20 protein-coding genes are annotated in these 23,948 nt (G+C 53.7%); 17 read left to right on the plus strand and 3 right to left on the minus strand.

The genetic code is table 11. The features are described 5' to 3' along the window. Window position 1 precedes the first annotated feature (1 nt). A complete protein-coding gene (locus J4617_RS20550) occupies window positions 2-208 on the plus strand; it encodes a YbfA family protein (protein WP_000401437.1) in 207 nt (68 codons plus the stop codon). A gap of 110 nt (window positions 209-318) precedes the next feature. Beyond that, a complete protein-coding gene (phrB, locus tag J4617_RS20555) occupies window positions 319-1,740 on the plus strand; it encodes a deoxyribodipyrimidine photo-lyase (RefSeq protein WP_017465559.1) in 1,422 nt (473 codons plus the stop codon). 38 nt (window positions 1,741-1,778) lie between these two features. Here the strand turns inward: phrB and J4617_RS20560 are convergent, their stop codons facing one another. After that, a complete protein-coding gene (locus J4617_RS20560; protein ID WP_017465558.1) occupies window positions 1,779-3,260 on the minus strand; it encodes an MFS transporter in 1,482 nt (493 codons plus the stop codon). A 328-nt stretch (window positions 3,261-3,588) separates the two neighbouring features. On the opposite strand from J4617_RS20560, the gene ybgI reads away from it, so the two are divergent. The 5 genes from ybgI to nei all read left to right on the plus strand — a co-directional run bounded on the left by ybgI (window position 3,589) and on the right by nei (window position 7,567). Then, complete coding sequence (gene ybgI, locus J4617_RS20565; protein WP_000798844.1) at window positions 3,589-4,332, plus strand: radiation resistance protein YbgI; 744 nt, start codon at window positions 3,589-3,591, stop codon at window positions 4,330-4,332. A 15-nt stretch (window positions 4,333-4,347) separates the two neighbouring features. Further along, complete coding sequence (pxpB, locus tag J4617_RS20570) at window positions 4,348-5,004, plus strand: 5-oxoprolinase subunit PxpB (RefSeq protein ID WP_001188371.1); 657 nt, start codon at window positions 4,348-4,350, stop codon at window positions 5,002-5,004. Further along, the gene (gene pxpC / locus J4617_RS20575; RefSeq protein ID WP_000932044.1) at window positions 4,998-5,930 is read left to right on the plus strand and encodes a 5-oxoprolinase subunit PxpC; all 933 of its coding nucleotides are present in this window, start codon (window positions 4,998-5,000) and stop codon (window positions 5,928-5,930) included. The genes pxpB and pxpC overlap by 7 nt, the downstream gene beginning before the upstream one ends. Then, entirely contained in the window at window positions 5,920-6,654 is a 735-nt protein-coding gene (pxpA, locus tag J4617_RS20580; RefSeq protein WP_017465557.1) for a 5-oxoprolinase subunit PxpA, read from the plus strand. Before pxpC ends, pxpA begins: the two co-directional genes overlap by 11 nt. Window positions 6,655-6,775: 121 nt before the next feature. After that, window positions 6,776-7,567, plus strand: coding sequence for an endonuclease VIII (gene nei, locus J4617_RS20585; RefSeq protein ID WP_001113962.1), 792 nt, complete (start codon window positions 6,776-6,778; stop codon window positions 7,565-7,567). Between the two features lie 54 nt (window positions 7,568-7,621). Here nei and J4617_RS20590 read toward each other — a convergent pair whose 3' ends face one another. Next, window positions 7,622-8,668 carry an AbrB family transcriptional regulator gene (locus J4617_RS20590; RefSeq protein WP_017465556.1) on the minus strand — a complete coding sequence of 349 codons (1,047 nt, stop codon included), beginning with the start codon at window positions 8,666-8,668 and terminating at the stop codon, window positions 7,622-7,624. A 135-nt stretch (window positions 8,669-8,803) separates the two neighbouring features. Further along, window positions 8,804-10,087, minus strand: a complete 1,284-nt coding sequence (locus tag J4617_RS20595) for a citrate synthase (protein WP_000785811.1) — start codon at window positions 10,085-10,087, stop codon at window positions 8,804-8,806. A 100-nt stretch (window positions 10,088-10,187) separates the two neighbouring features. On the opposite strand from J4617_RS20595, the gene J4617_RS20600 reads away from it, so the two are divergent. The 10 genes from J4617_RS20600 to cydA all read left to right on the plus strand — a co-directional run bounded on the left by J4617_RS20600 (window position 10,188) and on the right by cydA (window position 23,947). Beyond that, a complete protein-coding gene (locus J4617_RS20600) occupies window positions 10,188-10,433 on the plus strand; it encodes a hypothetical protein (protein WP_001539488.1) in 246 nt (81 codons plus the stop codon). 393 nt (window positions 10,434-10,826) lie between these two features. Continuing rightward, complete coding sequence (sdhC, locus tag J4617_RS20605; RefSeq protein WP_000263340.1) at window positions 10,827-11,231, plus strand: succinate dehydrogenase cytochrome b556 subunit; 405 nt, start codon at window positions 10,827-10,829, stop codon at window positions 11,229-11,231. Further along, window positions 11,225-11,572: a succinate dehydrogenase membrane anchor subunit gene (gene sdhD / locus J4617_RS20610; protein WP_000254356.1), complete on the plus strand. Its 348-nt coding sequence runs from the start codon at window positions 11,225-11,227 to the stop codon at window positions 11,570-11,572. Before sdhC ends, sdhD begins: the two co-directional genes overlap by 7 nt. Further along, entirely contained in the window at window positions 11,572-13,338 is a 1,767-nt protein-coding gene (gene sdhA / locus J4617_RS20615) for a succinate dehydrogenase flavoprotein subunit (RefSeq protein WP_000775561.1), read from the plus strand. Before sdhD ends, sdhA begins: the two co-directional genes overlap by 1 nt. 16 nt (window positions 13,339-13,354) lie before the next feature. Next, window positions 13,355-14,071, plus strand: coding sequence for a succinate dehydrogenase iron-sulfur subunit SdhB (gene sdhB / locus J4617_RS20620; RefSeq protein WP_001537859.1), 717 nt, complete (start codon window positions 13,355-13,357; stop codon window positions 14,069-14,071). Window positions 14,072-14,594: 523 nt separating this feature from the next. Further along, window positions 14,595-17,396, plus strand: a complete 2,802-nt coding sequence (gene sucA, locus J4617_RS20625) for a 2-oxoglutarate dehydrogenase E1 component (RefSeq protein ID WP_001181500.1) — start codon at window positions 14,595-14,597, stop codon at window positions 17,394-17,396. A 14-nt stretch (window positions 17,397-17,410) separates the two neighbouring features. Then, the gene (odhB, locus tag J4617_RS20630) at window positions 17,411-18,619 is read left to right on the plus strand and encodes a 2-oxoglutarate dehydrogenase complex dihydrolipoyllysine-residue succinyltransferase (RefSeq protein ID WP_000099858.1); all 1,209 of its coding nucleotides are present in this window, start codon (window positions 17,411-17,413) and stop codon (window positions 18,617-18,619) included. A gap of 141 nt (window positions 18,620-18,760) precedes the next feature. Then, window positions 18,761-19,927 (plus strand): ADP-forming succinate--CoA ligase subunit beta, encoded by a 1,167-nt coding sequence (sucC, locus tag J4617_RS20635; RefSeq protein ID WP_001048590.1) that lies wholly within the window; start codon window positions 18,761-18,763, stop codon window positions 19,925-19,927. Continuing rightward, window positions 19,927-20,796 carry a succinate--CoA ligase subunit alpha gene (gene sucD, locus J4617_RS20640; protein ID WP_000114631.1) on the plus strand — a complete coding sequence of 290 codons (870 nt, stop codon included), beginning with the start codon at window positions 19,927-19,929 and terminating at the stop codon, window positions 20,794-20,796. The genes sucC and sucD overlap by 1 nt, the downstream gene beginning before the upstream one ends. A 1,582-nt stretch (window positions 20,797-22,378) precedes the next feature. After that, complete coding sequence (gene cydA / locus J4617_RS20645) at window positions 22,379-23,947, plus strand: cytochrome ubiquinol oxidase subunit I (RefSeq protein ID WP_000884369.1); 1,569 nt, start codon at window positions 22,379-22,381, stop codon at window positions 23,945-23,947. Window position 23,948 lies beyond the last annotated feature (1 nt).

Below are 23,948 nucleotides of genomic sequence, written 5' to 3' on the forward strand. Positions count from 1 at the left end.
TATGGAACACTATAAAGACTATCCGGCGCATGTCATTTTTGTCCGTCGTGCTTTCGCGGTGATCGCAGGCGTGCTGGCGCTGCCGGTGATGCTCTTCTGGAAAGACCGCGCGCGTTTTTATAGTTATCTGCACCGTGTCTGGTCGAAAACCAGTGATAAACCGGTATGGATGGCGCAGGCTGAAAAAGCCACCTGCGACTTTTATTAATCGCGACCAGCCTGAAAAACCGTCAGCCGCCACGCTGGCGGTTTTTTTATGCGCCAGGGTCTACACTGTTTAACGCTATTCGCCGTGACGTTTCATCTTTCAGGAGTTGTATGCCCACCCATTTAGTCTGGTTCAGGCGCGATCTGCGTTTACAGGATAACCTTGCGCTGGCCGCCGCCTGCCGCGATGCATCCGCGCGGGTGCTGGCGCTTTATATTTCCACCCCCGCGCAGTGGCAGGCCCATGATATGGCGCCGCGGCAGGCGGCATTCATCAGCGCGCAGCTCAATGCGCTACAGGCGGCCCTTGCAGAGAAAGGCATTCCGCTGCTGTTTCATGAAGTGGCGGATTTTAACGCCAGTATTGAAACGGTCAAAAACGTTTGCCGACAGCATGACGTCAGCCATCTGTTTTATAACTATCAGTATGAGTTTAACGAGCGTCAGCGTGATGCGGCGGTGGAAAAAACGCTGCCCTCTGTCATCTGCGAAGGCTTTGACGATAGCGTGATTCTGGCGCCCGGCGCGGTGATGACCGGCAATCATGAAATGTATAAAGTTTTTACGCCGTTTAAAAATGCCTGGTTGAAACGGCTAAAAGAAGATATCCCGCCGTGCGTTCCGGCCCCGAAGATCCGGGTGAGCGGCGCGCTTTCTACACCCTTAACGCCAGTCTCGCTTAACTACCCGCAACAGGCGTTTGACGCCGCGCTTTTCCCGGTGGAAGAAAACGCGGTCATCGCGCAGCTACGTCAGTTTTGCGCGCAGGGTGCAGACGAGTACGCGTTACGGCGCGATTTCCCTGCGGTTGACGGCACCAGTCGGCTTTCCGCCAGCCTGGCGACGGGCGGCCTGTCGCCGCGACAGTGCCTGCACCGATTACTGGCGGAGCAGCCGCAGGCGCTGGACGGCGGGCCGGGAAGCGTCTGGTTGAATGAGCTCATCTGGCGGGAATTTTACCGTCATTTAATGACCTGGTATCCGGCATTATGCAAACACCAGCCGTTTATCCGCTGGACAAAACGCGTCGCGTGGCAGGAAAACCCGCACTATTTTCAGGCATGGCAGAAAGGCGAAACCGGTTATCCCATTGTCGATGCGGCGATGCGCCAGCTTAATGCGACGGGCTGGATGCATAACCGTTTACGCATGATTACCGCCAGCTTTCTGGTAAAAGATCTGCTGATTGACTGGCGGTTGGGGGAGCGCTATTTCATGTCGCAGCTTATTGACGGCGATCTTGCCGCCAACAATGGCGGCTGGCAGTGGGCCGCTTCAACCGGTACTGATGCCGCGCCTTATTTTCGTATTTTTAATCCCACGACTCAGGGAGAGAGGTTCGATCGCGACGGCGAATTTATCCGCCAGTGGCTACCGGCATTACGCGATATCCCTGGAAAAGCGATTCACGAGCCGTGGCGGTGGGCGGAAAAAGCGGGAGTCGTGCTTGATTATCCTCGGCCTATTGTGGAGCACAAACAGGCGAGAATAGCGACGCTTTCCGCCTATGAGGCGGCGAGAAAAGGGGTGTGATACAGGCCCGGTAGCGCAAACTACCGGGCATTCTGCTATCAGGATTCGACGGCCAGCGCGCGGCTTTTGAATTTGAAGGACTGATACAGCCAAATCAGCAGGACAACCCCTACGCAGGCTAACGCGCCCCAGGTGATCTGTTCAAAAACACCCACATAGGCGTTGATGGCGTAATTAACCGCGCCGCTGGCGTCGAAGGCGCTTTGCGAGGTCTGGTCAGCGATGACGCCTGCCAGATAGTTAGCTATCGCGCCGGACAGCAGCATATAAATTCCGGTTAATACGCCGGTGACGCCGGGGATATCAATGCGCGTAATTTGCGACATGGCGACCGGGTCGATAAACAGCTCGGCAAAGCCCATCACCGCCAGTCCCAGCACCATTAGCGGCATTGAAGAGTGTCCGTAAGCGGCGGACCAGCGTGCGCTCAGGGTCAGAATACAGAATCCGGCGCTCATCAGACCGAGACCCAGCGCGAATTTGCCCCAGATACGCACGGTGCGATTACCGCTTACGCTCTCTTTAACCAGCCAGGCCAGGACGACCCCACACAGCATCACGGCAAAGGCGTTCACCGACTGGAACATGGCGGTAGGAACGGAATAGCCCAGAATATCGCGGTTCACAAAGCGGTCGATATACAGGCTGATAGAACTGCCGCCCTGCTGGGCAAACGCCCAGAACAGCATACTGAACAGGGTCAGGGTGACAATCAGCCCCAGTTCTTTGCGCTGTTTGGCCGTTTGCGCCTGACGATAAATTTTTGCCAGCACGACCAGGCCGATCGCGGTCGCCACGATTAAGGCATAGACAGACCATTCTTTCCAGAACAGAACGGTAATCAGCAACGGCGCCGCTACCAGCAAAATTAACAGCCAGCCCCAGTTCGGCAGCAGGTAGTTTCTGGCGCACAACACGGCTTTATTAACGCCGGTGGTGTGGGTGAAATGACGATTTCCACACAGGAAGATCACTAACCCCGCAAGCATACCAATGGCAGCGAGCGCAAAGCCCATCGCCCAACTGTACTCCTCTTGCACATAGCCGCAGGCGATAGGCGCCACGATCGAACCAATATTACCCGCTGCGTAAAGCAGCGAGAACCCGCCGTCGCGGCGCGGATCTTCCGGCTGGTACAGTTCGCCCAGCAGGCAGCTAATATTCGATTTAAACAGGCCGTAGCCGCAGACAATGATCGCCAGCGACAGATAAAGGAATGTCGGCGCGATCTCACTGGCGCCCAGCACTAAATGACCTATAGCCATTAAAAATGCGCCCAGCATGACTGCCATTCGGTTGCCAAGCACCTTATCCGCCAGATAGCCGCCAAGAATCGGCGTTACGTAGACCAGCGAACAATAAGCGCTGAATAACTCATAGGCGTGGTTATCGTCGTATTTTAGCTGATTGGTGAGATAAAGAATCAGTAGGGCGCGCATACCATAAAAGCTGAAGTACTCCCAAATTTGCAGGGCGACAACGTAGTAAATAGCGCGGGGTTGAGATGCTTGTTTATTCATCGTGTTTCCGGGATAGAGGCACTGCGGCAAGAAAGCGGGCATCTCAGATAATGCCTTTCTTTGTGGGCTTATTAAGCCTGCCGCATCGCCGTGTTTCCTTAAAGTTACCAACATGATACAGAACTGATTTTTTCTGCAATATGCGTTCTGATTGCATAAATATACATGAAACCGATCGTGTTTTGCTAAGTAATTTGCGCCAAACCCGGGGGTGATTGTTTCTTGATGTGTCAAACAAATGTTTATCGACGAACGGCTAACGGGAGGCTATGTTAACGGAGGCTGAACCCGTAACGGGAAAGTAGAACGTGGGTTAAAGGGAGCGATGATGAAAAACACCGAGCTGGAACAACTGATTAACGACAAGCTGAACAGTGCGGCAATAAGCGATTATGCGCCGAATGGTTTACAGGTCGAAGGAAAAGAGACGGTACAGAAAATCGTTACCGGCGTGACCGCAAGTCAGGCGCTGCTCGATGAAGCGGTGCGTTTGCAGGCCGATGCGGTTATTGTTCATCATGGTTACTTCTGGAAAGGCGAGTCTCCGGTTATTCGCGGTATGAAACGCCGTCGCTTAAAAACGTTACTGGCAAATGATATTAACCTTTACGGTTGGCATCTGCCGCTGGATGCGCACCCTGAGCTGGGCAACAATGCGCAGTTGGCGGCGCTATTGGGCATTACCGTGAAAGGAGAAATTGAGCCGCTGGTGCCGTGGGGAGAGCTCTCAATGCCGGTGCCAGGGCTGGAACTGGCCTCATGGATTGAAGCGCGTCTGGGGCGTAAACCGCTATGGTGCGGCGATACCGGGCCAGAGAATGTTCAGCGTGTCGCCTGGTGTACCGGCGGCGGGCAAAGTTTTATTGATAGCGCCGCCCGCTTCGGCGTGGATGCTTTTATTACCGGCGAGGTTTCCGAACAGACCATTCATTCCGCGCGCGAACAGGGGCTGCATTTTTATGCCGCCGGGCACCATGCCACTGAACGCGGCGGTATTCGCGCCCTGAGCGAATGGTTGAACGAAAACACGGCGTTGGATGTGACGTTTATTGATATCCCTAACCCGGCATAACTGAGAGGTAATAAAGTGCAGCGAGCGCGTTGTTATCTGTTAGGCGAAACGGCGGTCGTCCTGGAACTTGAACCGCCGATTACGCTGGCGAGCCAGAAACGCATCTGGCGTCTGACGCAGCGTCTGGTCGATATGCCGAACGTGGTGGAAGCCATTCCCGGGATGAACAATATCACCGTGATCTTGCGGGAACCGCAAACCCTGGCGCTGGATGCGATTGAGCGTCTGCAGCGCTGGTGGGAAGAGAGCGAGGCGCTGGAGCCGGACTCGCGTTCGGTTGAGATCCCGGTGATCTATGGCGGCGCAGGCGGGCCGGATCTGGCGGCGGTGGCACGGCACAGCGGTTTGAGTGAAAAGCAGGTCGTGGAGCTACATGCCTCCGTTGAGTATGTCGTCTGGTTTTTAGGCTTTCAGCCTGGCTTTCCCTATCTTGGGAATTTACCAGAGCCGCTCCATATGCCCAGACGCGCGGAGCCGCGCCTGCAGGTTCCGGCCGGTTCTGTCGGCATCGGCGGCGCGCAGACGGGTATTTATCCATTATCCACGCCGGGCGGCTGGCAGCTGATCGGCCTCACGCCGTTGAAGTTATTCGATCCGATGCGGGAGCCCCCGGTTCTGCTACGCCCTGGCGATAGCGTACGCTTTGTGCCGCAAAAGGAGGGAATATGCTGAATATTATTCGCGCGGGGATTTATACCTCCGTGCAGGATAGCGGGCGTCACGGCTTTCGTCAGTCGGGGCTGAGTCACTGCGGTGCGCTGGATAAACCCGCCTTTCAGACCGCTAATCTCCTGGTCGGGAACGATGCGAATGCCCCGGCGCTGGAAATCACTCTCGGTCAACTGGTTGTCGAATTTGAAAATGAGACCTGGTTCGCTCTTACCGGCGCAGGCTGCGAGGCGCAGTTGGATGATCAACCGGTCTGGACCGGCTGGCGATTGCCGGTAAAAGCGGGTCAGCGTCTTACGCTGCATCGACCGCTTCACGGGATGCGTAGCTATCTGGCGGTGGCGGGCGGTATTGCTGTGCCGGAGGTGATGGGATCGTGTAGTACCGATCTGAAGTCCGGCATCGGTGGGCTGGAAGGACGGCTGCTAAAAGATGGCGATCGGCTGGCGACGGGTAAACCATCGCGACAGTTTAGCGGGCCGCAGGGCGTGAAGCAGTTACTGTGGGGGAATCGCATCCGTGCGCTACCGGGGCCGGAATACCGTGAGTTCGATCGCGCCTCGCAAGAAGCGTTCTGGCGTTCGCCGTGGCAGCTCAGTCCGCAAAGTAATCGCATGGGCTATCGTTTGCAGGGACAATCGTTAACGCGGACAACGGATCGCGAACTGCTGTCGCACGGTTTGCTGCCCGGTGTCGTGCAGGTGCCTTACAACGGCCAACCTATTGTGTTAATGAATGATGCCCAGACAACTGGCGGCTATCCGCGCATTGCCTGCATCATCGAGGCAGATATGTACCATCTGGCGCAGATCCCGCTAGGGCAACCGATCCATTTTGTGCAATGTTCGCTGGAAGAGGCGCTCAACGCGCGACGCGAGCGTCAGCGCTATCTGGAACAGCTTACCTGGCGACTTCAGCATGAACATTGATTTAAATGCGGATGTGGGCGAAGGTTGCGCCAGCGACAGCGAATTATTAACGCTGGTCTCCTCCGCCAATATCGCCTGTGGTTTTCACGCCGGTGATGCGCAAACCATGCTGACCTGCGTGCGCGAGGCGCTGAAAAACGGCGTGGCGATCGGCGCGCATCCCAGCTTTCCGGATCGGGATAATTTTGGGCGGACGGCGATGGTTTTGCCGCCGGAAACGGTATACGCCCAGACGCTGTACCAAATCGGCGCGCTGGGGGCGATTGTTCAGGCGCAAGGCGGCGTGATGCGCCATGTCAAACCGCACGGTATGCTCTATAACCAGGCGGCGAAAGATCCCCATCTGGCACAGGCGATTGCGAAAGCGGTACACGACTATGATCCGTCACTGATACTGGTTGGACTGGCGGGAAGTGAGCTGATCCGGGCCGGTGAGCGCCATCGCCTGGTGACGCGGCAGGAGGTGTTTGCCGATCGCGGCTATCAGGCCGACGGTAGCCTGGTGCCGCGCATGCAACCTGGCGCGCTGATTCACGACGAAGAGCAGGCGCTGGCGCAAACGCTGGATATGGTACAAGCCGGGAGAGTGAAAAGCGTTACTGGCGTGTGGACGACTGTCACGGCGCAAACGGTGTGCATTCATGGCGACGGCGAGTATTCGCTTGCATTCGCTCGCAGGTTACGCGCCGCGTTCAATGCGCGTAATATACACGTTATTGCCTGAGAGCCCGACGATTGAAGCTATTATATTACGGCTGTGGATGTTCATTATGGCGTTCGATGTGCATTCCAGACAGTCAGAGGCGGGGTAGTCCATTAATCAACTGTTAACAAAGGATATTATCATGCCTGAAGGCCCGGAAATTCGTCGTGCGGCGGATAATCTGGAGGCGGCAATCAAAGGCAAACCCTTAACCGATGTCTGGTTTGCCTTTGCACAGTTAAAACCGTATGAATCGCAGCTTACCGGTCAAATTGTTACCCGGATAGAGACGCGGGGAAAAGCGTTATTGACCCACTTTTCAAATGGCCTGACGCTCTACAGCCACAACCAACTCTATGGCGTATGGCGGGTGATCGATACTGGTGAAATACCGCAGACCACGCGTATATTGCGCGTCAGGCTACAAACGGCGGATAAAACTATTCTGCTTTATAGCGCGTCTGATATCGAAATGCTGACAGCAGAGCAGCTCACGACGCACCCCTTTTTACAGCGAGTCGGTCCGGATGTGCTGGACGCGCGTCTCACTCCGGAAGAGGTTAAAGCTCGATTGCTGTCGCCGCGTTTTCGCAACCGACAATTTTCCGGACTGTTGCTGGATCAGGCCTTTCTGGCGGGATTGGGGAATTATCTGCGCGTTGAAATCCTCTGGCAGGTAGGGTTAACCGGACAGCATAAAGCGAAAGATCTCAACGAGGCGCAACTGAATGCGCTTTCTCACGCGCTGTTGGATATTCCGCGCCTGTCCTACACGACTCGCGGTCAGGCGGATGAGAACAAGCATCATGGCGCACTGTTTCGCTTTAAGGTTTTCCACCGTGACGGCGAAGCGTGCGAGCGGTGCGGCGGCATTATTGAAAAGACAACACTGTCCTCACGCCCGTTTTACTGGTGCCCGCATTGCCAGAAATAGCCGGAACCGCCATCGGCGAGCGGCTATTGCCTGATGGCGCGACGCTTATCAGCCCTACAAAGGTTGTTTGGGCGCATAGGTTGATATAAAACGGGCCACTGCTGGCCCAGTTAACAGAATGCTGAACAGCCGTAGGGTTTGCATTGCCATGATGAGCGCCATATCGGCACTGCTTCCTGCCGCGATCGCGGCAACCGTATCCAGACCACCGGGACTGGTGGCAAGATAAGCCGTCATAAAATCAATCTGCATGTAGTAAGCCATTCCCCACGCCATCGCGGCGCAAATCGCCATCAGCGCGAAAATTGACAATAAGATTTGCGGCAATGGCCGCAGCGCCATAAAAAACACCTGTCTGTCAAAACCCAGCCCAATACGCCAGCCTATCGCCATATACGCCACGGCCAGCAGCCATTCGGGTAATTCAATCTCAATGATGCCTTGCGAATGGAGAAGCGCGCCTGCCAACATGGGGAGCAGCATCGTGCCGGAAGGGATACGCATCAGGCGACCGGCAATGCCCGCCACGATCGCTAATAACAGCGTCGTCAATACATTACCGCTAAGCGGCGGAAACCAGATCACCTGTTGGCTGACCGCTGCCGCGCTGTCGCCGAGTATCAGGCGTGTCACCAGCACCGCCGCGCCAGCCACAAACAGTACCCGTAGATACTGCATAAACGCCACCAGGCGGATATCCGCCCCGTAATCTTGCGCCATCGCTACCATTGCCGCCGCGCCGCCCGGCGAAGACCCCCATGCGCCGGTGTTGCCGGGCAGCGAGCTGTAGCGTACCAGCAGCCAGCCGACTATCGCGCTGGAAAGCAGCGTCACCAGCAACACTAAAAGCACGACCGGCCAGTAGAGGGCGAGGGTGGTCAATATCGAACCGGTTAGATTTTGGGCGATCATACAGCCGAGAATTGCCTGCGCGGCGAGAAAAATACCGCGCGGAAGTTGTAGCGTACTACCTCGCAAACTCAACACGATACCCGCAATCATTGGACCGAGCAGCATCGCCGCCGGAAGGTGCAGCCAGAGAAAAATAAGGGAAATGAGCAGCGATAACAGGAACAACAAAAACCACTGCAGAATCGGCATTCCATGCTCCCTGAATGATATTTAGCGAAACCTTAATTAATCATAGAGAGTAACGGGATAAGAATAAAATAATGAGGATAAGAAAAAGGGAAAATGTACCGGATGGCGAGGGTTGCGTCGCCATCCGGTTGTCAATTAACGCTTCAGCGCCGATTTAAAATCGCGTTTATCGTAGCCGGTATACAGCTGACGAGGACGGGCGATTTTCATGCCGTCAGTGTGCATTTCATTCCAGTGTGCAATCCAGCCAACGGTACGCGCCATGGCGAAGATCACGGTGAACATGGAGGACGGAATGCCCATCGCTTTCAGAATGATGCCGGAGTAGAAGTCTACGTTCGGGTACAGTTTCTTCTCGATGAAGTACGGGTCGTTGAGCGCAATGTGCTCAAGCTCCATCGCCACTTCCAGCAGATCATCTTTGGTGCCCAGCTCTTTCAGCACTTCATGGCAGGTTTCACGCATCACGGTGGCGCGCGGATCGTAGTTTTTGTAAACACGGTGACCGAAGCCCATCAGGCGGAAAGAATCATTCTTGTCTTTCGCACGGCGAACAAATTCCGGAATGTGTTTAACAGAGCTGATTTCTTCCAGCATTTTCAGCGCGGCTTCGTTGGCGCCGCCGTGCGCGGGTCCCCACAGGGAGGCGATCCCGGCGGCAATGCAGGCGAACGGGTTGGCGCCGCTTGAACCTGCGGTACGTACCGTTGACGTTGAGGCATTCTGCTCATGGTCAGCGTGCAGGATCAGAATACGGTCCATCGCGCGCTCCAGTACCGGATTTACTTCATAGGTTTCACACGGCGTGGAGAACATCATGTTCAGGAAGTTCCCGGCGTAGGAAAGGTCGTTGCGCGGATAAACAAACGGCTGACCGATGGAATATTTGTAACACATCGCCGCCATGGTCGGCATTTTGGACAGCAGGCGGAACGCCGCGATTTCACGGTGGCGCGGATTGTTCACATCCAGCGAGTCGTGGTAGAACGCTGCCAGCGCGCCAGTGATCCCGCACATTACCGCCATCGGATGTGAGTCGCGACGGAAAGCATGGAACAGGCGAGTGATTTGCTCATGGATCATCGTATGGCGGGTGACTGTCGTTCTGAACTCGTCATACTCTTCCTGCGTCGGTTTTTCGCCGTACAGCAGGATGTAACAGACTTCCAGATAGTTGGAATCGGTAGCAAGCTGGTCAATCGGGAAACCGCGATGCAACAAAATGCCTTCGTCGCCGTCGATGAAGGTGATTTTAGATTCGCAGGATGCGGTAGAGGTGAAACCAGGGTCAAAAGTAAAAACTCCTTTTGAACCGAGACTACGAATATCAATAACATCTTGACCGAGTGTACCTTTTAGCACATCCAGTTCAATAGCAGTGTCACCAGTAAGGGTGATTTTTGCCTTTGTATCAGCCATTTACGGTCTCCTTAGCGCCTTATTGCTTAAGACTGCCGGAACTCAGACTTGCCTTCTCCACGTCATCTTCCTCGTCGTTAGTGCAGGGAAGATTCTGTGTATGCATCAATCAACCGTTACCAGTTTGTTATTTGGCTCGCCGCTCTGTGAAAGAGGGGATGACCTGGGTACAGAGCAATGGGCGCTTGCAGGTAACGGCTTGATTAATTTCGAATTAGCAGCAAATCAGGAACGTAGCAATCCGAGTAATGTAACCTGTCTATCACTAATAACTGTCCTGAAAGAATGGGTCAATATCATTGTACTGTTGCATAACTTATTAACAGGTGAAAGAGTGACCCCATAACTTTTACGCATTATATGCTTTTTCTGGTGTCGTTTGTAACAATTTTGTTTAATGTTTGTCAAATCAGATGATTGAAAATTAAAAAAATGTTGTTATCGTGACCTGTGTCACTGTTCAGGATAAAACCTGACAAACTATATGTAGGTTAATTGTAATGATTTTGTGAACGTCCTATACTGCCGCCAGGTCTCCGGAATACCCTGCAATCCCGAGCCACCCAGCGTTGTAACGTGTCGTTTTAGCTACTGGAAGCAGTGTTTTACATGACGCGCAGTTATAGAAAGGACGCTGTCTGACCCGCACGCAGACCGGAGGAAGGAAATCCCGTCGTCTTTCTGGCTACAGGTAGATTCACCTCTGTAACCGAAGTCTTAAGGGAATAATAAGAACAGCATGTGGGCGTTATTCATGATAAGAAATGTGAAAAAACAAAGACCTGTCAATCTGGATCTACAAACGATTCGGTTCCCCATCACAGCGATAGCGTCCATTCTCCATCGCGTATCCGGTGTGATTACTTTCATCGCCGTCGGCATACTACTGTGGCTACTGGGCACCAGCCTCTCTTCTCCGGAAGGATTCCAGCAGGCCGCCGACATCATGGACGGCTTCATCGTTAAATTTATCATGTGGGGCATCCTTACCGCGCTGGCGTATCACGTCATCGTGGGAATTCGTCACATGTTAATGGATTTTGGCTATCTGGAAGAAACATTCGAAGCGGGTCAACGCTCTGCCAAAATCTCTTTTGTTATCACTGTCGTGCTTTCACTTCTCGCAGGAGTCCTCGTATGGTAAGCAACGCCTCCGCATTAGGACGCAATGGCGTACATGACTTCATCCTGGTCCGTGCTACCGCTATCGTTCTGACGTTATACATCATCTACATGGTGGGTTTTTTCGCCACGAGCGGCGAACTGACCTTTGAAGCCTGGACCGGTTTCTTCTCATCGGCCTTCACCAAAGTCTTCACCCTGCTGGCGCTTTTTTCCATCTTGATTCATGCCTGGATCGGCATGTGGCAGGTGTTAACCGACTACGTTAAACCACTGGCAGTGCGTCTGATACTGCAACTCGTTATTGTTGTTGCGCTGGTGGTTTACGTCATCTATGGATTTGTTGTGGTGTGGGGTGTGTAATGAAACTGCCAGTCAGAGAATTTGATGCTGTTGTGATTGGTGCCGGTGGCGCAGGTATGCGCGCGGCGCTGCAAATTTCCCAGAGCGGCCAAACCTGTGCGCTGCTCTCGAAAGTCTTCCCGACCCGTTCCCATACCGTTTCCGCGCAGGGCGGTATCACCGTGGCGCTCGGCAATACCCATGAAGATAACTGGGAATGGCACATGTACGACACCGTAAAAGGGTCGGACTACATTGGTGACCAGGATGCCATCGAATATATGTGTAAGACCGGACCGGAAGCGATTCTGGAACTGGAGCACATGGGGTTACCGTTCTCCCGTCTTGATGATGGACGTATCTATCAGCGCCCGTTCGGTGGCCAGTCGAAAAACTTTGGCGGCGAGCAGGCGGCACGTACCGCGGCGGCGGCTGACCGTACCGGTCACGCCTTGCTGCACACGTTGTATCAACAGAATTTGAAAAACCACACCACGATTTTCTCCGAATGGTATGCGCTGGATCTGGTGAAAAACCAGGATGGCGCGGTGGTGGGGTGTACCGCACTGTGCATCGAAACCGGTGAAGTGGTGTACTTCAAAGCCCGCGCGACGGTGCTGGCGACCGGCGGCGCAGGCCGTATCTACCAGTCCACCACCAACGCTCACATCAACACCGGTGACGGTGTCGGTATGGCGCTGCGTGCCGGTGTCCCGGTGCAGGACATGGAAATGTGGCAGTTCCACCCGACCGGCATCGCCGGGGCGGGCGTGCTGGTGACAGAAGGCTGCCGCGGCGAAGGCGGTTACCTGCTGAACAAACACGGCGAGCGCTTTATGGAGCGTTATGCGCCGAACGCCAAAGACCTGGCGGGTCGTGACGTGGTGGCGCGTTCCATCATGATCGAAATCCGTGAAGGCCGCGGCTGTGATGGTCCGTGGGGGCCGCACGCTAAACTGAAACTGGATCACCTGGGTAAAGAGGTGCTGGAATCTCGCCTGCCGGGTATCCTGGAGCTGTCCCGTACTTTCGCCCACGTTGACCCGGTGAAAGAGCCGATTCCGGTTATCCCGACCTGCCACTACATGATGGGCGGTATTCCGACTAAAGTGACCGGTCAGGCGCTGACCGTGAACGAGCAGGGCGAAGACGTGGTCATTCCGGGGCTGTTTGCGGTAGGCGAAATCGCCTGTGTATCGGTTCACGGCGCCAACCGTCTGGGCGGTAACTCACTGCTGGATCTGGTGGTCTTTGGCCGCGCGGCGGGGCTGCATTTACAGGAATCCATCGCCGAGCAGGGCGTGCTGCGCGACGCCAGCGAGTCTGACGTTGAAGGTTCTCTGGAGCGCCTGAATCGCTGGAACAATAACCGCAATGGCGAAGATCCGGTGGCTATCCGCAAAGCGTTGCAGGAGTGTATGCAGCATAACTTCTCCGTATTCCGTGAAGGCGACGCGATGGCGAAAGGGCTTGAGCAGTTGAAAGTGATCCGCGAGCGTCTGAAAAACGCCCGTCTGGATGACACGTCCAGCGAGTTTAATACCCAGCGTGTTGAGTGTCTGGAGCTGGATAACCTGATGGAAACCGCCTACGCCACTGCCGTATCAGCCAACTTCCGAACGGAAAGCCGCGGCGCGCATAGCCGCTTCGATTTCCCGGAGCGTGATGATGCCAACTGGTTGTGTCATACCCTGTATCAGCCGCAAACGGAATCCATGACGCGCCGAAGCGTCAATATGGAGCCGAAACTGCGTCCGGCGTTCCCGCCGAAGATTCGTACTTATTAATTGCGGAGACAGGATGATGAAACTCGAATTTTCGATTTATCGTTATAACCCGGATGTCGATAACGCTCCGCGTATGCAGGATTACACCCTGGAAGGCGAAGAAGGGCGCGACATGATGCTGCTGGATGCGTTAATCCAGCTTAAAGAAAAAGATCCCAGCCTTTCTTTCCGCCGTTCCTGCCGCGAAGGTGTGTGCGGTTCTGATGGTTTGAATATGAACGGTAAGAATGGTCTGGCCTGTATTACCCCTATTTCGGCGCTGACTCAGCCGGGTAAGAAGATTGTGATTCGCCCGCTGCCCGGTTTGCCGGTGATCCGCGATTTGGTGGTAGACATGGGGCAATTCTACGCACAATATGAGAAGATTAAGCCTTACTTATTGAATAATGGGCAAAATCCACCGGCTCGTGAGCATCTGCAGATGCCGGAGCAGCGTGAAAAACTCGATGGGCTGTATGAATGTATTCTTTGCGCCTGTTGCTCAACATCCTGCCCGTCATTCTGGTGGAACCCGGATAAGTTTATCGGTCCGGCGGGGCTGCTCGCGGCGTATCGATTCCTGATCGATAGTCGTGATACCGAGACCGACAGTCGTCTGGAAGGGATGAGCGATGCATTCAGCGTATTCCGCTGTCACAGCATTATGAACTGCGTCAGTGTATGTCCTAAGGGACTAAACCCGACGCGCGCTATCGGCCATATTAAGTCGATGCTGTTGCAGCGTAGCGCATAAGTAGTTGTAGTGGTTGCCGGATGGCGACGTACAGTCTTATCCGGCCTACAGGCGCAACCCCGTAGGCCTGATAAGCGCAGCGCCATCAGGCAATAGAAGTGCAGGAAACCTCTAAAAACTGCCATATGATTAGTAATAATCGAGATGTTCAGAGCGAGACAAGGCGCGGTCTGAACGAATCTTCGGGAGCATAGTTAACTATGTGACCGGAGTGAGCGAAGGCCGCAACGCAGTCGTAGCCTGAACAGCGAAGATTATTAGACAGTTTTTAAAGGTTCCTTAGCGGACGCAGATGACACGACAGTCCGCAACAAGTGAACCCCGGCACGCATACAGCGTATGCGTGGTTAGTATCCACGGCGAAATACTCGTCATAGTTCACGTTGCATGTGCGTTGGCTGCACTTGCTCACCCCGGTCACTTACTGGATGTAAGCTCCCAGGGATTCGCAAGCTTGCCGCCTTCCTGAAACGTGACCTATTTAGAGTATTAAATAAGCAGAAAAGATGCTTAAGGGATCACGATGCAGAACAGCGCTTTGAAAGCCTGGTTGGACTCTTCTTACCTCTCTGGTTCGAATCAGAGCTGGATAGAACAGCTCTATGAAGACTTCTTAACCGATCCTGACTCGGTAGACGCTAACTGGCGTTTGACGTTCCAGCAGTTACCTGGTACCGGAGTCAAACCGGATCAACTCCATTCAAAAACACGTGAATATTTCCGGCGGCAGGCGTTGGCTGGCTCACGTCACTCTTCTACGATTTCTGACCCTGACACCAATGTGAAGCAGGTTAAAGTCCTGCAGCTTATCAACGCTTATCGTTTCCGTGGCCATCAACATGCAAACCTCGATCCGCTGGGACTGTGGAAGCAAGAACGCGTGGCGGATCTGGATCCTTCTTTCCATGATTTGACCGAGGCCGATTTCCAGGAAACCTTCAATGTCGGCTCCTTTGCCAGCGGCAAAGAGACGATGAAGCTGGGCGAGCTGCTCGACGCGCTCAAACAGACCTACTGCGGCCCGATTGGCGCTGAGTATATGCACATCACCAGCACCGAAGAGAAACGCTGGATCCAACAGCGCATCGAATCCGGTCGTGCGGCCTTTAGCGCTGACGAGAAAAAACGCTTCCTGAACGAACTGACCGCCGCTGAAGGGCTGGAACGTTATCTGGGCGCCAAATTCCCGGGTGCGAAACGTTTCTCGCTTGAGGGGGGAGATGCGCTGATACCCATGCTGAAAGAGATGGTTCGCCATGCGGGTAACAGCGGCACTCGCGAAGTGGTGCTGGGGATGGCGCACCGCGGTCGCCTGAACGTGCTGATCAACGTACTGGGTAAAAAACCGCAGGATCTGTTCGACGAATTTGCCGGTAAGCATAAAGAACATCTGGGTACCGGCGACGTGAAGTATCACATGGGCTTCTCGTCAGATATCGAAACCGAAGGCGGTCTGGTTCACCTGGCGCTGGCGTTTAACCCATCGCACCTGGAAATTGTGAGCCCGGTGGTGATGGGCTCCGTGCGTGCCCGTCTGGACCGACTGGACGAACCGAGCAGCAACAAAGTGTTGCCGATCACTATTCACGGCGACGCCGCGGTGACCGGCCAGGGCGTGGTTCAGGAAACCCTGAACATGTCGAAAGCGCGCGGTTACGAAGTGGGCGGTACGGTACGTATCGTTATCAACAACCAGGTGGGCTTCACCACCTCTAACCCACTGGATGCGCGTTCAACGCCTTACTGCACCGATATCGGTAAAATGGTCCAGGCGCCGATTTTCCACGTCAACGCGGACGATCCGGAAGCCGTCGCTTTTGTGACCCGTCTGGCGCTGGACTTCCGTAACACCTTTAAACGCGATGTGTTCATCGATCTGGTGTGCTACCGCCGTCACGGCCACAACGAAGCCGACGAGCCAAGCGCAACCCAGCCGCTGATGTACCAGAAAATTAAAAAGCATCCGACGCCGCGTAAAATCTACGCCGACAAGCTGGAAGCGGACAAAGTCGCGACGCTGGAAGATGCCACCGAAATGGTTAACCTCTATCGCGATGCGCTGGATGCAGGCGAATGCGTGGTGAAAGAGTGGCGTCCGATGAATATGCACTCGTTCACCTGGTCGCCGTATCTAAACCACGAATGGGATGAAGCATACCCGAACAAGGTAGAAATGAAGCGTCTGCAGGAGCTGGCAAAACGTATCAGCACCGTGCCGGAAGCCATTGAAATGCAGTCTCGCGTGGCGAAAATTTATGGCGACCGTCAGGCAATGGCGGCAGGCGAGAAATTGTTTGACTGGGGCGGTGCGGAAAATCTGGCTTACGCCACGCTGGTCGATGAAGGCATTCCGGTGCGCCTGTCCGGGGAAGACTCCGGTCGCGGCACCTTCTTCCATCGTCATGCGGTGATCCACAACCAGACGAATGGCTCAACGTATACGCCGTTGCAGCATATTCACAGCGGTCAGGGACAGTTTAAAGTCTGGGACTCCGTGCTGTCTGAAGAAGCGGTACTGGCTTTTGAATACGGTTATGCCACGGCGGAACCACGTACCCTGACTATCTGGGAAGCGCAGTTTGGCGATTTTGCCAACGGCGCGCAGGTAGTGATTGACCAGTTCATCTCCTCCGGCGAGCAGAAATGGGGCCGGATGTGCGGTCTGGTGATGCTGTTGCCGCATGGCTATGAAGGGCAGGGCCCGGAGCACTCTTCCGCGCGTCTGGAACGTTATCTGCAACTTTGCGCCGAGCAGAATATGCAGGTTTGCGTGCCGTCCACCCCGGCGCAGGTCTACCATATGCTGCGCCGTCAGGCGCTGCGCGGGATGCGTCGTCCGCTGGTGGTGATGTCGCCGAAATCGCTGCTGCGTCACCCGCTGGCGGTTTCCACGCTTGATGAACTGGCGAACGGTTCCTTCCAGCCGGCCATTGGCGAAATTGACGAGCTGGACCCTAAAGCCGTAAAACGCGTGGTAATGTGTTCTGGTAAAGTTTATTACGACCTGCTGGAACAACGTCGCAAAAACGACCAGAAAGATGTCGCTATCGTGCGCATCGAACAGCTCTATCCGTTCCCGCATAAAGCGGTGCAGGAAGCGCTGCAACCATACGCTCACGTCCATGATTTTGTCTGGTGCCAGGAAGAGCCGCTCAACCAGGGCGCATGGTACTGCAGTCAGCATCATTTCCGTGAAGTGATTCCGTTTGGGGCCGCTCTGCGTTATGCAGGTCGCCCGGCCTCCGCCTCTCCGGCGGTAGGGTATATGTCCGTTCACCAGAAACAGCAACAAGATCTGGTTAATGACGCGCTGAACGTCGATTAAATAAAGGATAAATAATGAGTAGCGTAGATATTCTTGTTCCCGACCTGCCTGAGTCCGTAGCGGACGCGACCGTCGCCACCTGGCATAAAAAACCGGGCGATGCGGTTGTTCGTGACGAAGTGCTGGTAGAAATCGAAACTGACAAAGTGGTACTGGAAGTACCGGCATCAGCGGACGGCATTCTGGATGCGGTTCTGGAAGAGGAGGGGACGACTGTCACCTCTCGCCAGATCCTGGGTCGCCTGCGTGAAGGAAACAGCGCGGGTAAAGAGACCAGCGCGAAATCTGAAGAGAAAGCGTCTACGCCGGCACAGCGCCAGCAGGCGTCGCTGGAAGAACAAAACAACGATGCGCTCAGCCCGGCGATCCGTCGCCTGCTGGCTGAACACAATCTGGAAGCCAGCGCCATTAAAGGCACTGGTGTGGGTGGGCGTCTGACCCGTGAAGATGTGGAAAAACATCTGGCGAAAGGCGAGTCTAAAGCACCCGCTGTTGAACCTGCAGCACAACCCGCTCTGGGCGCGCGCGGCGAAAAACGCGTGCCAATGACCCGCCTGCGCAAGCGCGTGGCCGAGCGTCTACTGGAAGCGAAAAATTCCACCGCCATGCTGACGACCTTCAATGAAGTCAACATGAAGCCGATTATGGATTTGCGTAAGCAGTATGGCGAAGTGTTTGAAAAACGTCATGGTATCCGCCTGGGCTTTATGTCCTTCTACGTGAAAGCGGTAGTGGAAGCGCTGAAGCGTTATCCGGAAGTGAACGCCTCTATCGACGGCGATGACGTGGTGTATCACAACTACTTTGATGTGAGCATGGCGGTGTCTACGCCGCGCGGCCTGGTCACGCCGGTCCTGCGTGACGTGGATACGCTGGGCATGGCTGACATCGAGAAAAAAATTAAAGAACTGGCTGTCAAAGGCCGCGACGGCAAGCTGACCGTAGAAGACCTGACCGGTGGTAACTTTACCATTACCAACGGCGGCGTATTCGGTTCGCTGATGTCTACCCCGATCATCAACCCGCCGCAGAGCGCGATTCTGGGAATGCATGCTATTAAAGACAGGCCGATGGCGGTGGATGGCAAGGTGGAAATCCTGCCGATGATGTACCTGGCGCTCTCTTACGATCATCGCCTGATCGATGGTCGCGAATCCGTGGGCTTCCTGGTCACCATCAAAGAGTTGCTGGAAGATCCGACCCGTCTGCTGTTGGACGTGTAGTCAGCAAGAGCATCACCTGCTACCTGTAGGCTGGATAAGGCGTTCACGCCGCCATCCGGCGATGGTGTAATGCCTGATGGCGCGCAGCTTTCAGGCCTACAGGTCTAAAGATAACGATTACCTGAAGGATGGACAGAACACATGAACTTACATGAATATCAGGCAAAACAACTTTTTGCCCGCTATGGCTTACCGGCGCCGGTGGGTTATGCCTGTACTACTCCGCGTGAAGCCGAAGAAGCCGCGTCTAAAATCGGTGCCGGCCCGTGGGTAGTGAAATGTCAGGTTCACGCTGGCGGCCGCGGCAAAGCGGGCGGTGTGAAGGTAGTAAAAAGCAAAGAAGAGATTCGCGCCTTCGCGGAAAACTGGCTGGGCAAACGTCTGGTGACCTATCAAACAGACGCTAATGGCCAACCGGTAAACCAGATTCTGGTTGAAGCGGCGACCGACATCGGCAAAGAACTGTACCTCGGCGCGGTGGTTGACCGTAGTTCTCGTCGCGTGGTCTTTATGGCGTCTACCGAAGGTGGCGTAGAGATCGAAAAAGTTGCGGAGGAAACCCCGCATCTGATCCATAAAGTCGCGCTCGATCCGCTGACCGGCCCGATGCCGTATCAGGGACGGGAACTGGCGTTCAAATTGGGTCTGGAAGGTAAACTGGTGCAGCAGTTCACCAAAATCTTTATGGGTCTGGCAACCATTTTCCTTGAGCGCGACCTGGCGCTGATCGAAATCAACCCGCTGGTGATTACTAAGCAGGGCGATCTGATTTGCCTCGACGGCAAGCTGGGCGCTGACGGCAACGCGCTGTTCCGCCAGCCGGATCTGCGTGAAATGCGTGACCAGTCTCAGGAAGACCCGCGTGAAGCGCAGGCAGCGCAGTGGGAACTGAACTACGTCGCGCTGGACGGCAACATCGGTTGCATGGTGAACGGCGCGGGTCTGGCGATGGGCACCATGGACATCGTTAAGCTGCATGGCGGCGAACCGGCTAACTTCCTTGACGTGGGCGGCGGCGCAACCAAAGAGCGCGTCACCGAAGCGTTTAAAATTATCCTCTCGGATGACAACGTGAAAGCGGTTCTGGTTAACATCTTCGGCGGTATCGTCCGTTGTGACCTGATTGCCGACGGTATCATCGGCGCGGTGGAAGAAGTGGGCGTGAACGTTCCGGTGGTGGTGCGTCTGGAAGGCAACAACGCCGAACTCGGCGCGAAGAAACTGGCTGACAGTGGCCTGAATATTATTGCAGCGAAAAGTCTGACGGATGCAGCTCAGCAGGTTGTTGCCGCAGTGGAGGGGAAATAATGTCCGTTTTAATTAATAAAGATACCAAGGTTATCTGCCAGGGCTTCACCGGTAGCCAGGGGACTTTCCACTCCGAACAGGCGATTGCTTACGGTACGCAGATGGTGGGCGGCGTAACGCCGGGCAAAGGCGGCACCACGCATCTGGGGCTGCCGGTGTTCAACACCGTGCGCGAAGCAGTAGAAGCTACCGGTGCGACCGCATCCGTTATCTACGTCCCGGCGCCGTTCTGCAAAGACTCCATTCTGGAAGCGATCGACGCAGGCATCAAACTGATTATCACCATCACCGAAGGTATTCCGACGCTGGATATGCTGACCGTGAAAGTGAAGCTGGACGAAGCAGGCGTGCGCATGATCGGCCCGAACTGCCCAGGTGTGATCACCCCGGGCGAATGCAAAATCGGCATCATGCCGGGTCACATTCATAAGCCGGGTAAAGTGGGTATCGTTTCCCGTTCCGGCACGCTGACCTACGAAGCGGTTAAGCAGACCACCGACTACGGTTTCGGCCAGTCCACCTGCGTGGGTATCGGCGGCGACCCGATTCCGGGCTCTAACTTTATCGATATCCTGAAACTGTTCCAGGAAGATCCGCAGACTGAAGCGATCGTGATGATCGGTGAGATCGGCGGTAGTGCAGAAGAAGAAGCGGCGGCTTACATTAAAGACCACGTGACCAAGCCGGTTGTTGGCTATATCGCGGGTGTTACCGCGCCGAAAGGCAAGCGTATGGGCCACGCTGGCGCCATCATTGCCGGTGGTAAAGGCACCGCGGATGAAAAATTCGCCGCGCTGGAAGCTGCTGGCGTGAAGACGGTTCGCAGTCTGGCCGATATCGGCGAAGCGCTGAAAGCAATTATAAAATAAAACTCGCTGTTCCTGCGGGAACAGATAAATGTCCGTTTTCGACATGGTTGGCCACCTTTACGGTGGCCTTTTTTATGGCTTTATTGTTTGTGGCAAAGTACGGGTGAAGCATCCGGGATATAAAATTATTGGCTTTGTAAATATTGAGCTATAGGAAAATGATGCCTCATTAAAAAAACATGGTGGAGTCTAAAAATAATTGATAATAACCGTCTGGCAGCGGCAGTAAATTTACTCAGTTTGCCGGTTAACTCTTTTGCAGCAAATACAGATGCTGTCTTAGTGAAAGACCTGCCGACCTCACTGGAGACGGATTATGCGCTTTCCGCCATGAAAAAAACGCATTGCAGCATTACACTATGTTGACGCTAACCTCTATAGTAAATTGACGCTTGACTCTGTGGCCGCGCATGTTTGCCTGAGCGCGAACTACACGTCTCCTCAGATGTATCGCGCTTACACAGACTGCTTGTTTAATGGCAGAATAAAACAGCTATTTTAATCATAAGAGTACCAGCATTATTTCCCTGAAGTATTAAAGATATCGTTTAATAAATCATATGAACTTTTGCTGGTTAAAAGAGGTTAACTTTAAAAATTATTAAGAACTTATTGACACTATTCGTTCGTGATTAATCATGTTTAAAGGGTATTTATGGCTGCGAATAAACAGAATTATCACTATGAGTGACGTAGATATTGAGGGTAAATCTGTGAAGGTGATAACAGAATCTTCACTATAATAATTATAGAGAGGCAAATACGGTGTTATTGAAATAAAGAAAAATTAGCGAATAAAATGTTTGTTTCTGGCTATCTGGAAAGCTTATTAGCGATAATTAAGGCGATAACCTGGCAAGATGATCCTGGCCGTTAGTCGTCGGGAAAGGGAAGTTGGGGCAGGGTAATCCCGGTGGGATGATGGCGCGTGTGCAATGAGATAGTTTCTTTGCGGTGTTAATTATAAGTAAAATAAAAATAGACTAAATGTATAAAATAATAAGTATTGATAACCTGCAGAAAAAATCTGTGAGCTATTTAGCAATAATTGAACATCAATGTGGAATGTTTTTTACGGGATGCGGGGCAGTAAAAAACGCACAAAATGTTTAGCCTTATCGAATAAGCCTCTTTTTACAGGGGGTTTAAAATTACTCTTTGCAAAAACAAAAAGTTAACAAAAAATTCACCATGCATTCAATGAATAAACATTATTAACATTAACTTCAAAAATTGATTTTAATCAATATTTAAATGTTGGAAAAGAGCATCAAAACTGGTTAAATTGTCCGTGATCAAATTCCCTGAAAAGCGATAGATTAGCCATAAATTGATCGCTGTCGAAAAAAGCAAATCTGACCCACTAAAAACCTGTTTATTGTAAGGGTTTTACGGCGTAATATATTTGCGGGATCAATTTGGGTTTTTTATTAACATGTTTGTAACTTTTCATCATTACTGTTTCCTTCCCGAGGGGATAGTACGATGGAAGGCCGCAAATAAATTTGTATTGGGGCATGCGTGTGACCCTTTCTAACGGGGTTCACTCTCGGAGTCTTCATGCGATGAGCAAGGAGTCATGATGTTAGATATAGTCGAACTGTCGCGCTTACAGTTTGCCTTGACCGCGATGTACCACTTCCTGTTTGTGCCGCTAACGCTCGGTATGGCGTTCCTGCTGGCCATTATGGAAACGGTATACGTCCTTTCCGGCAAACAGATTTATAAAGATATGACCAAGTTCTGGGGCAAGTTGTTTGGTATCAACTTTGCTCTGGGTGTGGCTACCGGTTTGACCATGGAGTTCCAGTTCGGGACAAACTGGTCGTACTACTCCCACTATGTTGGGGACATCTTCGGTGCGCCGCTGGCCATCGAAGGTTTGATGGCCTTCTTCCTCGAATCCACCTTTGTAGGTCTGTTCTTCTTCGGCTGGGATCGTCTGAGTAAAGTTCAGCATATGTGCGTCACCTGGCTGGTGGCTCTGGGGTCCAACCTCTCCGCGTTGTGGATTCTGGTAGCGAACGGCTGGATGCAAAACCCAATCGCTGCGGATTTCAATTTCGAAACCATGCGTATGGAAATGGTGAGCTTCTCTGAACTGGTACTGAACCCGGTAGCACAGGTGAAATTTGTTCACACTGTGGCGTCCGGCTATGTCACCGGCGCGATGTTCATCCTCGGTATCAGCGCTTACTACATGCTGAAAGGTCGTGACTTCGCCTTTGCTAAACGCTCCTTTGCTATTGCTGCCAGCTTCGGTATGGCTGCCGTACTGTCCGTTATCGTACTCGGCGACGAGTCCGGTTACGAAATGGGCGACGTGCAGAAAACCAAGCTCGCTGCGATTGAAGCAGAATGGGAAACGCAACCTGCTCCGGCCTCCTTTACCCTGTTCGGCATTCCTGACCAGGACAAACAGGAAAACCATCTGGCGATTCAGATTCCTTATGCGCTCGGCATTATCGCTACGCGTTCCGTGGACACGCCGGTTATTGGCCTGAAAGATCTCATGGTTCAGCATGAAGAGCGTATCCGTAACGGGATGAAAGCTTATGAACTGCTGGAGCAGCTGCGCGCCGGTTCTACCGACCAGGCCGTTCGCGACCAGTTCAACAGCATGAAGAAAGATCTCGGTTACGGCCTGCTGCTGAAACGCTATACGCCTAATGTGACTGACGCGACCGAAGCGCAGATCCAGCAAGCGACGAAAGATTCCATTCCTCGCGTTGCGCCGCTGTACTTCGCTTTCCGTATCATGGTGGCGTGCGGCTTCCTGCTGCTGGCGATCATCGCACTTTCCTTCTGGAGCGTGATTCGTAACCGCATCGGTGAGAAAAAATGGCTGCTGCGCGCGGCGCTGTACGGCATTCCACTGCCGTGGATTGCGGTTGAAGCAGGTTGGTTCGTCGCCGAGTATGGTCGTCAGCCGTGGGCGATCGGCGAAGTGTTGCCGACAGCCGTGGCGAACTCATCGCTGACCGTGGGCGATCTGCTGTTCTCCATGTTCCTGATTTGCGGCCTGTATACCCTGTTCCTGGTGGCAGAATTGTTCCTGATGTTCAAATTTGCACGCCTTGGCCCAAGCAGCCTGAAAACCGGTCGCTATCACTTTGAGCAGTCCACCGTGACTTCTCAGCCGGCACGCTAAG

Source organism: Salmonella sp. 32010601201800023SM (assembly GCF_017572235.1).
GTDB lineage: Bacteria > Pseudomonadota > Gammaproteobacteria > Enterobacterales > Enterobacteriaceae > Salmonella > Salmonella enterica.

Coding starts and splice junctions, on each gene's coding strand:
- J4617_RS20550 (WP_000401437.1), top strand. CDS start 2: ATGGAACACTATAAAGACTATCCGGCGCATGTCATTTTTGTCCGTCGT.
- phrB (WP_017465559.1), top strand. CDS start 319: ATGCCCACCCATTTAGTCTGGTTCAGGCGCGATCTGCGTTTACAGGAT.
- J4617_RS20560 (WP_017465558.1), bottom strand. CDS start 3,260: ATGAATAAACAAGCATCTCAACCCCGCGCTATTTACTACGTTGTCGCC.
- ybgI (WP_000798844.1), top strand. CDS start 3,589: ATGAAAAACACCGAGCTGGAACAACTGATTAACGACAAGCTGAACAGT.
- pxpC (WP_000932044.1), top strand. CDS start 4,998: ATGCTGAATATTATTCGCGCGGGGATTTATACCTCCGTGCAGGATAGC.
- pxpA (WP_017465557.1), top strand. CDS start 5,920: ATGAACATTGATTTAAATGCGGATGTGGGCGAAGGTTGCGCCAGCGAC.
- nei (WP_001113962.1), top strand. CDS start 6,776: ATGCCTGAAGGCCCGGAAATTCGTCGTGCGGCGGATAATCTGGAGGCG.
- J4617_RS20590 (WP_017465556.1), bottom strand. CDS start 8,668: ATGCCGATTCTGCAGTGGTTTTTGTTGTTCCTGTTATCGCTGCTCATT.
- J4617_RS20595 (WP_000785811.1), bottom strand. CDS start 10,087: ATGGCTGATACAAAGGCAAAAATCACCCTTACTGGTGACACTGCTATT.
- J4617_RS20600 (WP_001539488.1), top strand. CDS start 10,188: ATGCATCAATCAACCGTTACCAGTTTGTTATTTGGCTCGCCGCTCTGT.
- sdhC (WP_000263340.1), top strand. CDS start 10,827: ATGTGGGCGTTATTCATGATAAGAAATGTGAAAAAACAAAGACCTGTC.
- sdhD (WP_000254356.1), top strand. CDS start 11,225: ATGGTAAGCAACGCCTCCGCATTAGGACGCAATGGCGTACATGACTTC.
- sdhA (WP_000775561.1), top strand. CDS start 11,572: ATGAAACTGCCAGTCAGAGAATTTGATGCTGTTGTGATTGGTGCCGGT.
- sdhB (WP_001537859.1), top strand. CDS start 13,355: ATGAAACTCGAATTTTCGATTTATCGTTATAACCCGGATGTCGATAAC.
- sucA (WP_001181500.1), top strand. CDS start 14,595: ATGCAGAACAGCGCTTTGAAAGCCTGGTTGGACTCTTCTTACCTCTCT.
- odhB (WP_000099858.1), top strand. CDS start 17,411: ATGAGTAGCGTAGATATTCTTGTTCCCGACCTGCCTGAGTCCGTAGCG.
- sucC (WP_001048590.1), top strand. CDS start 18,761: ATGAACTTACATGAATATCAGGCAAAACAACTTTTTGCCCGCTATGGC.
- sucD (WP_000114631.1), top strand. CDS start 19,927: ATGTCCGTTTTAATTAATAAAGATACCAAGGTTATCTGCCAGGGCTTC.
- cydA (WP_000884369.1), top strand. CDS start 22,379: ATGTTAGATATAGTCGAACTGTCGCGCTTACAGTTTGCCTTGACCGCG.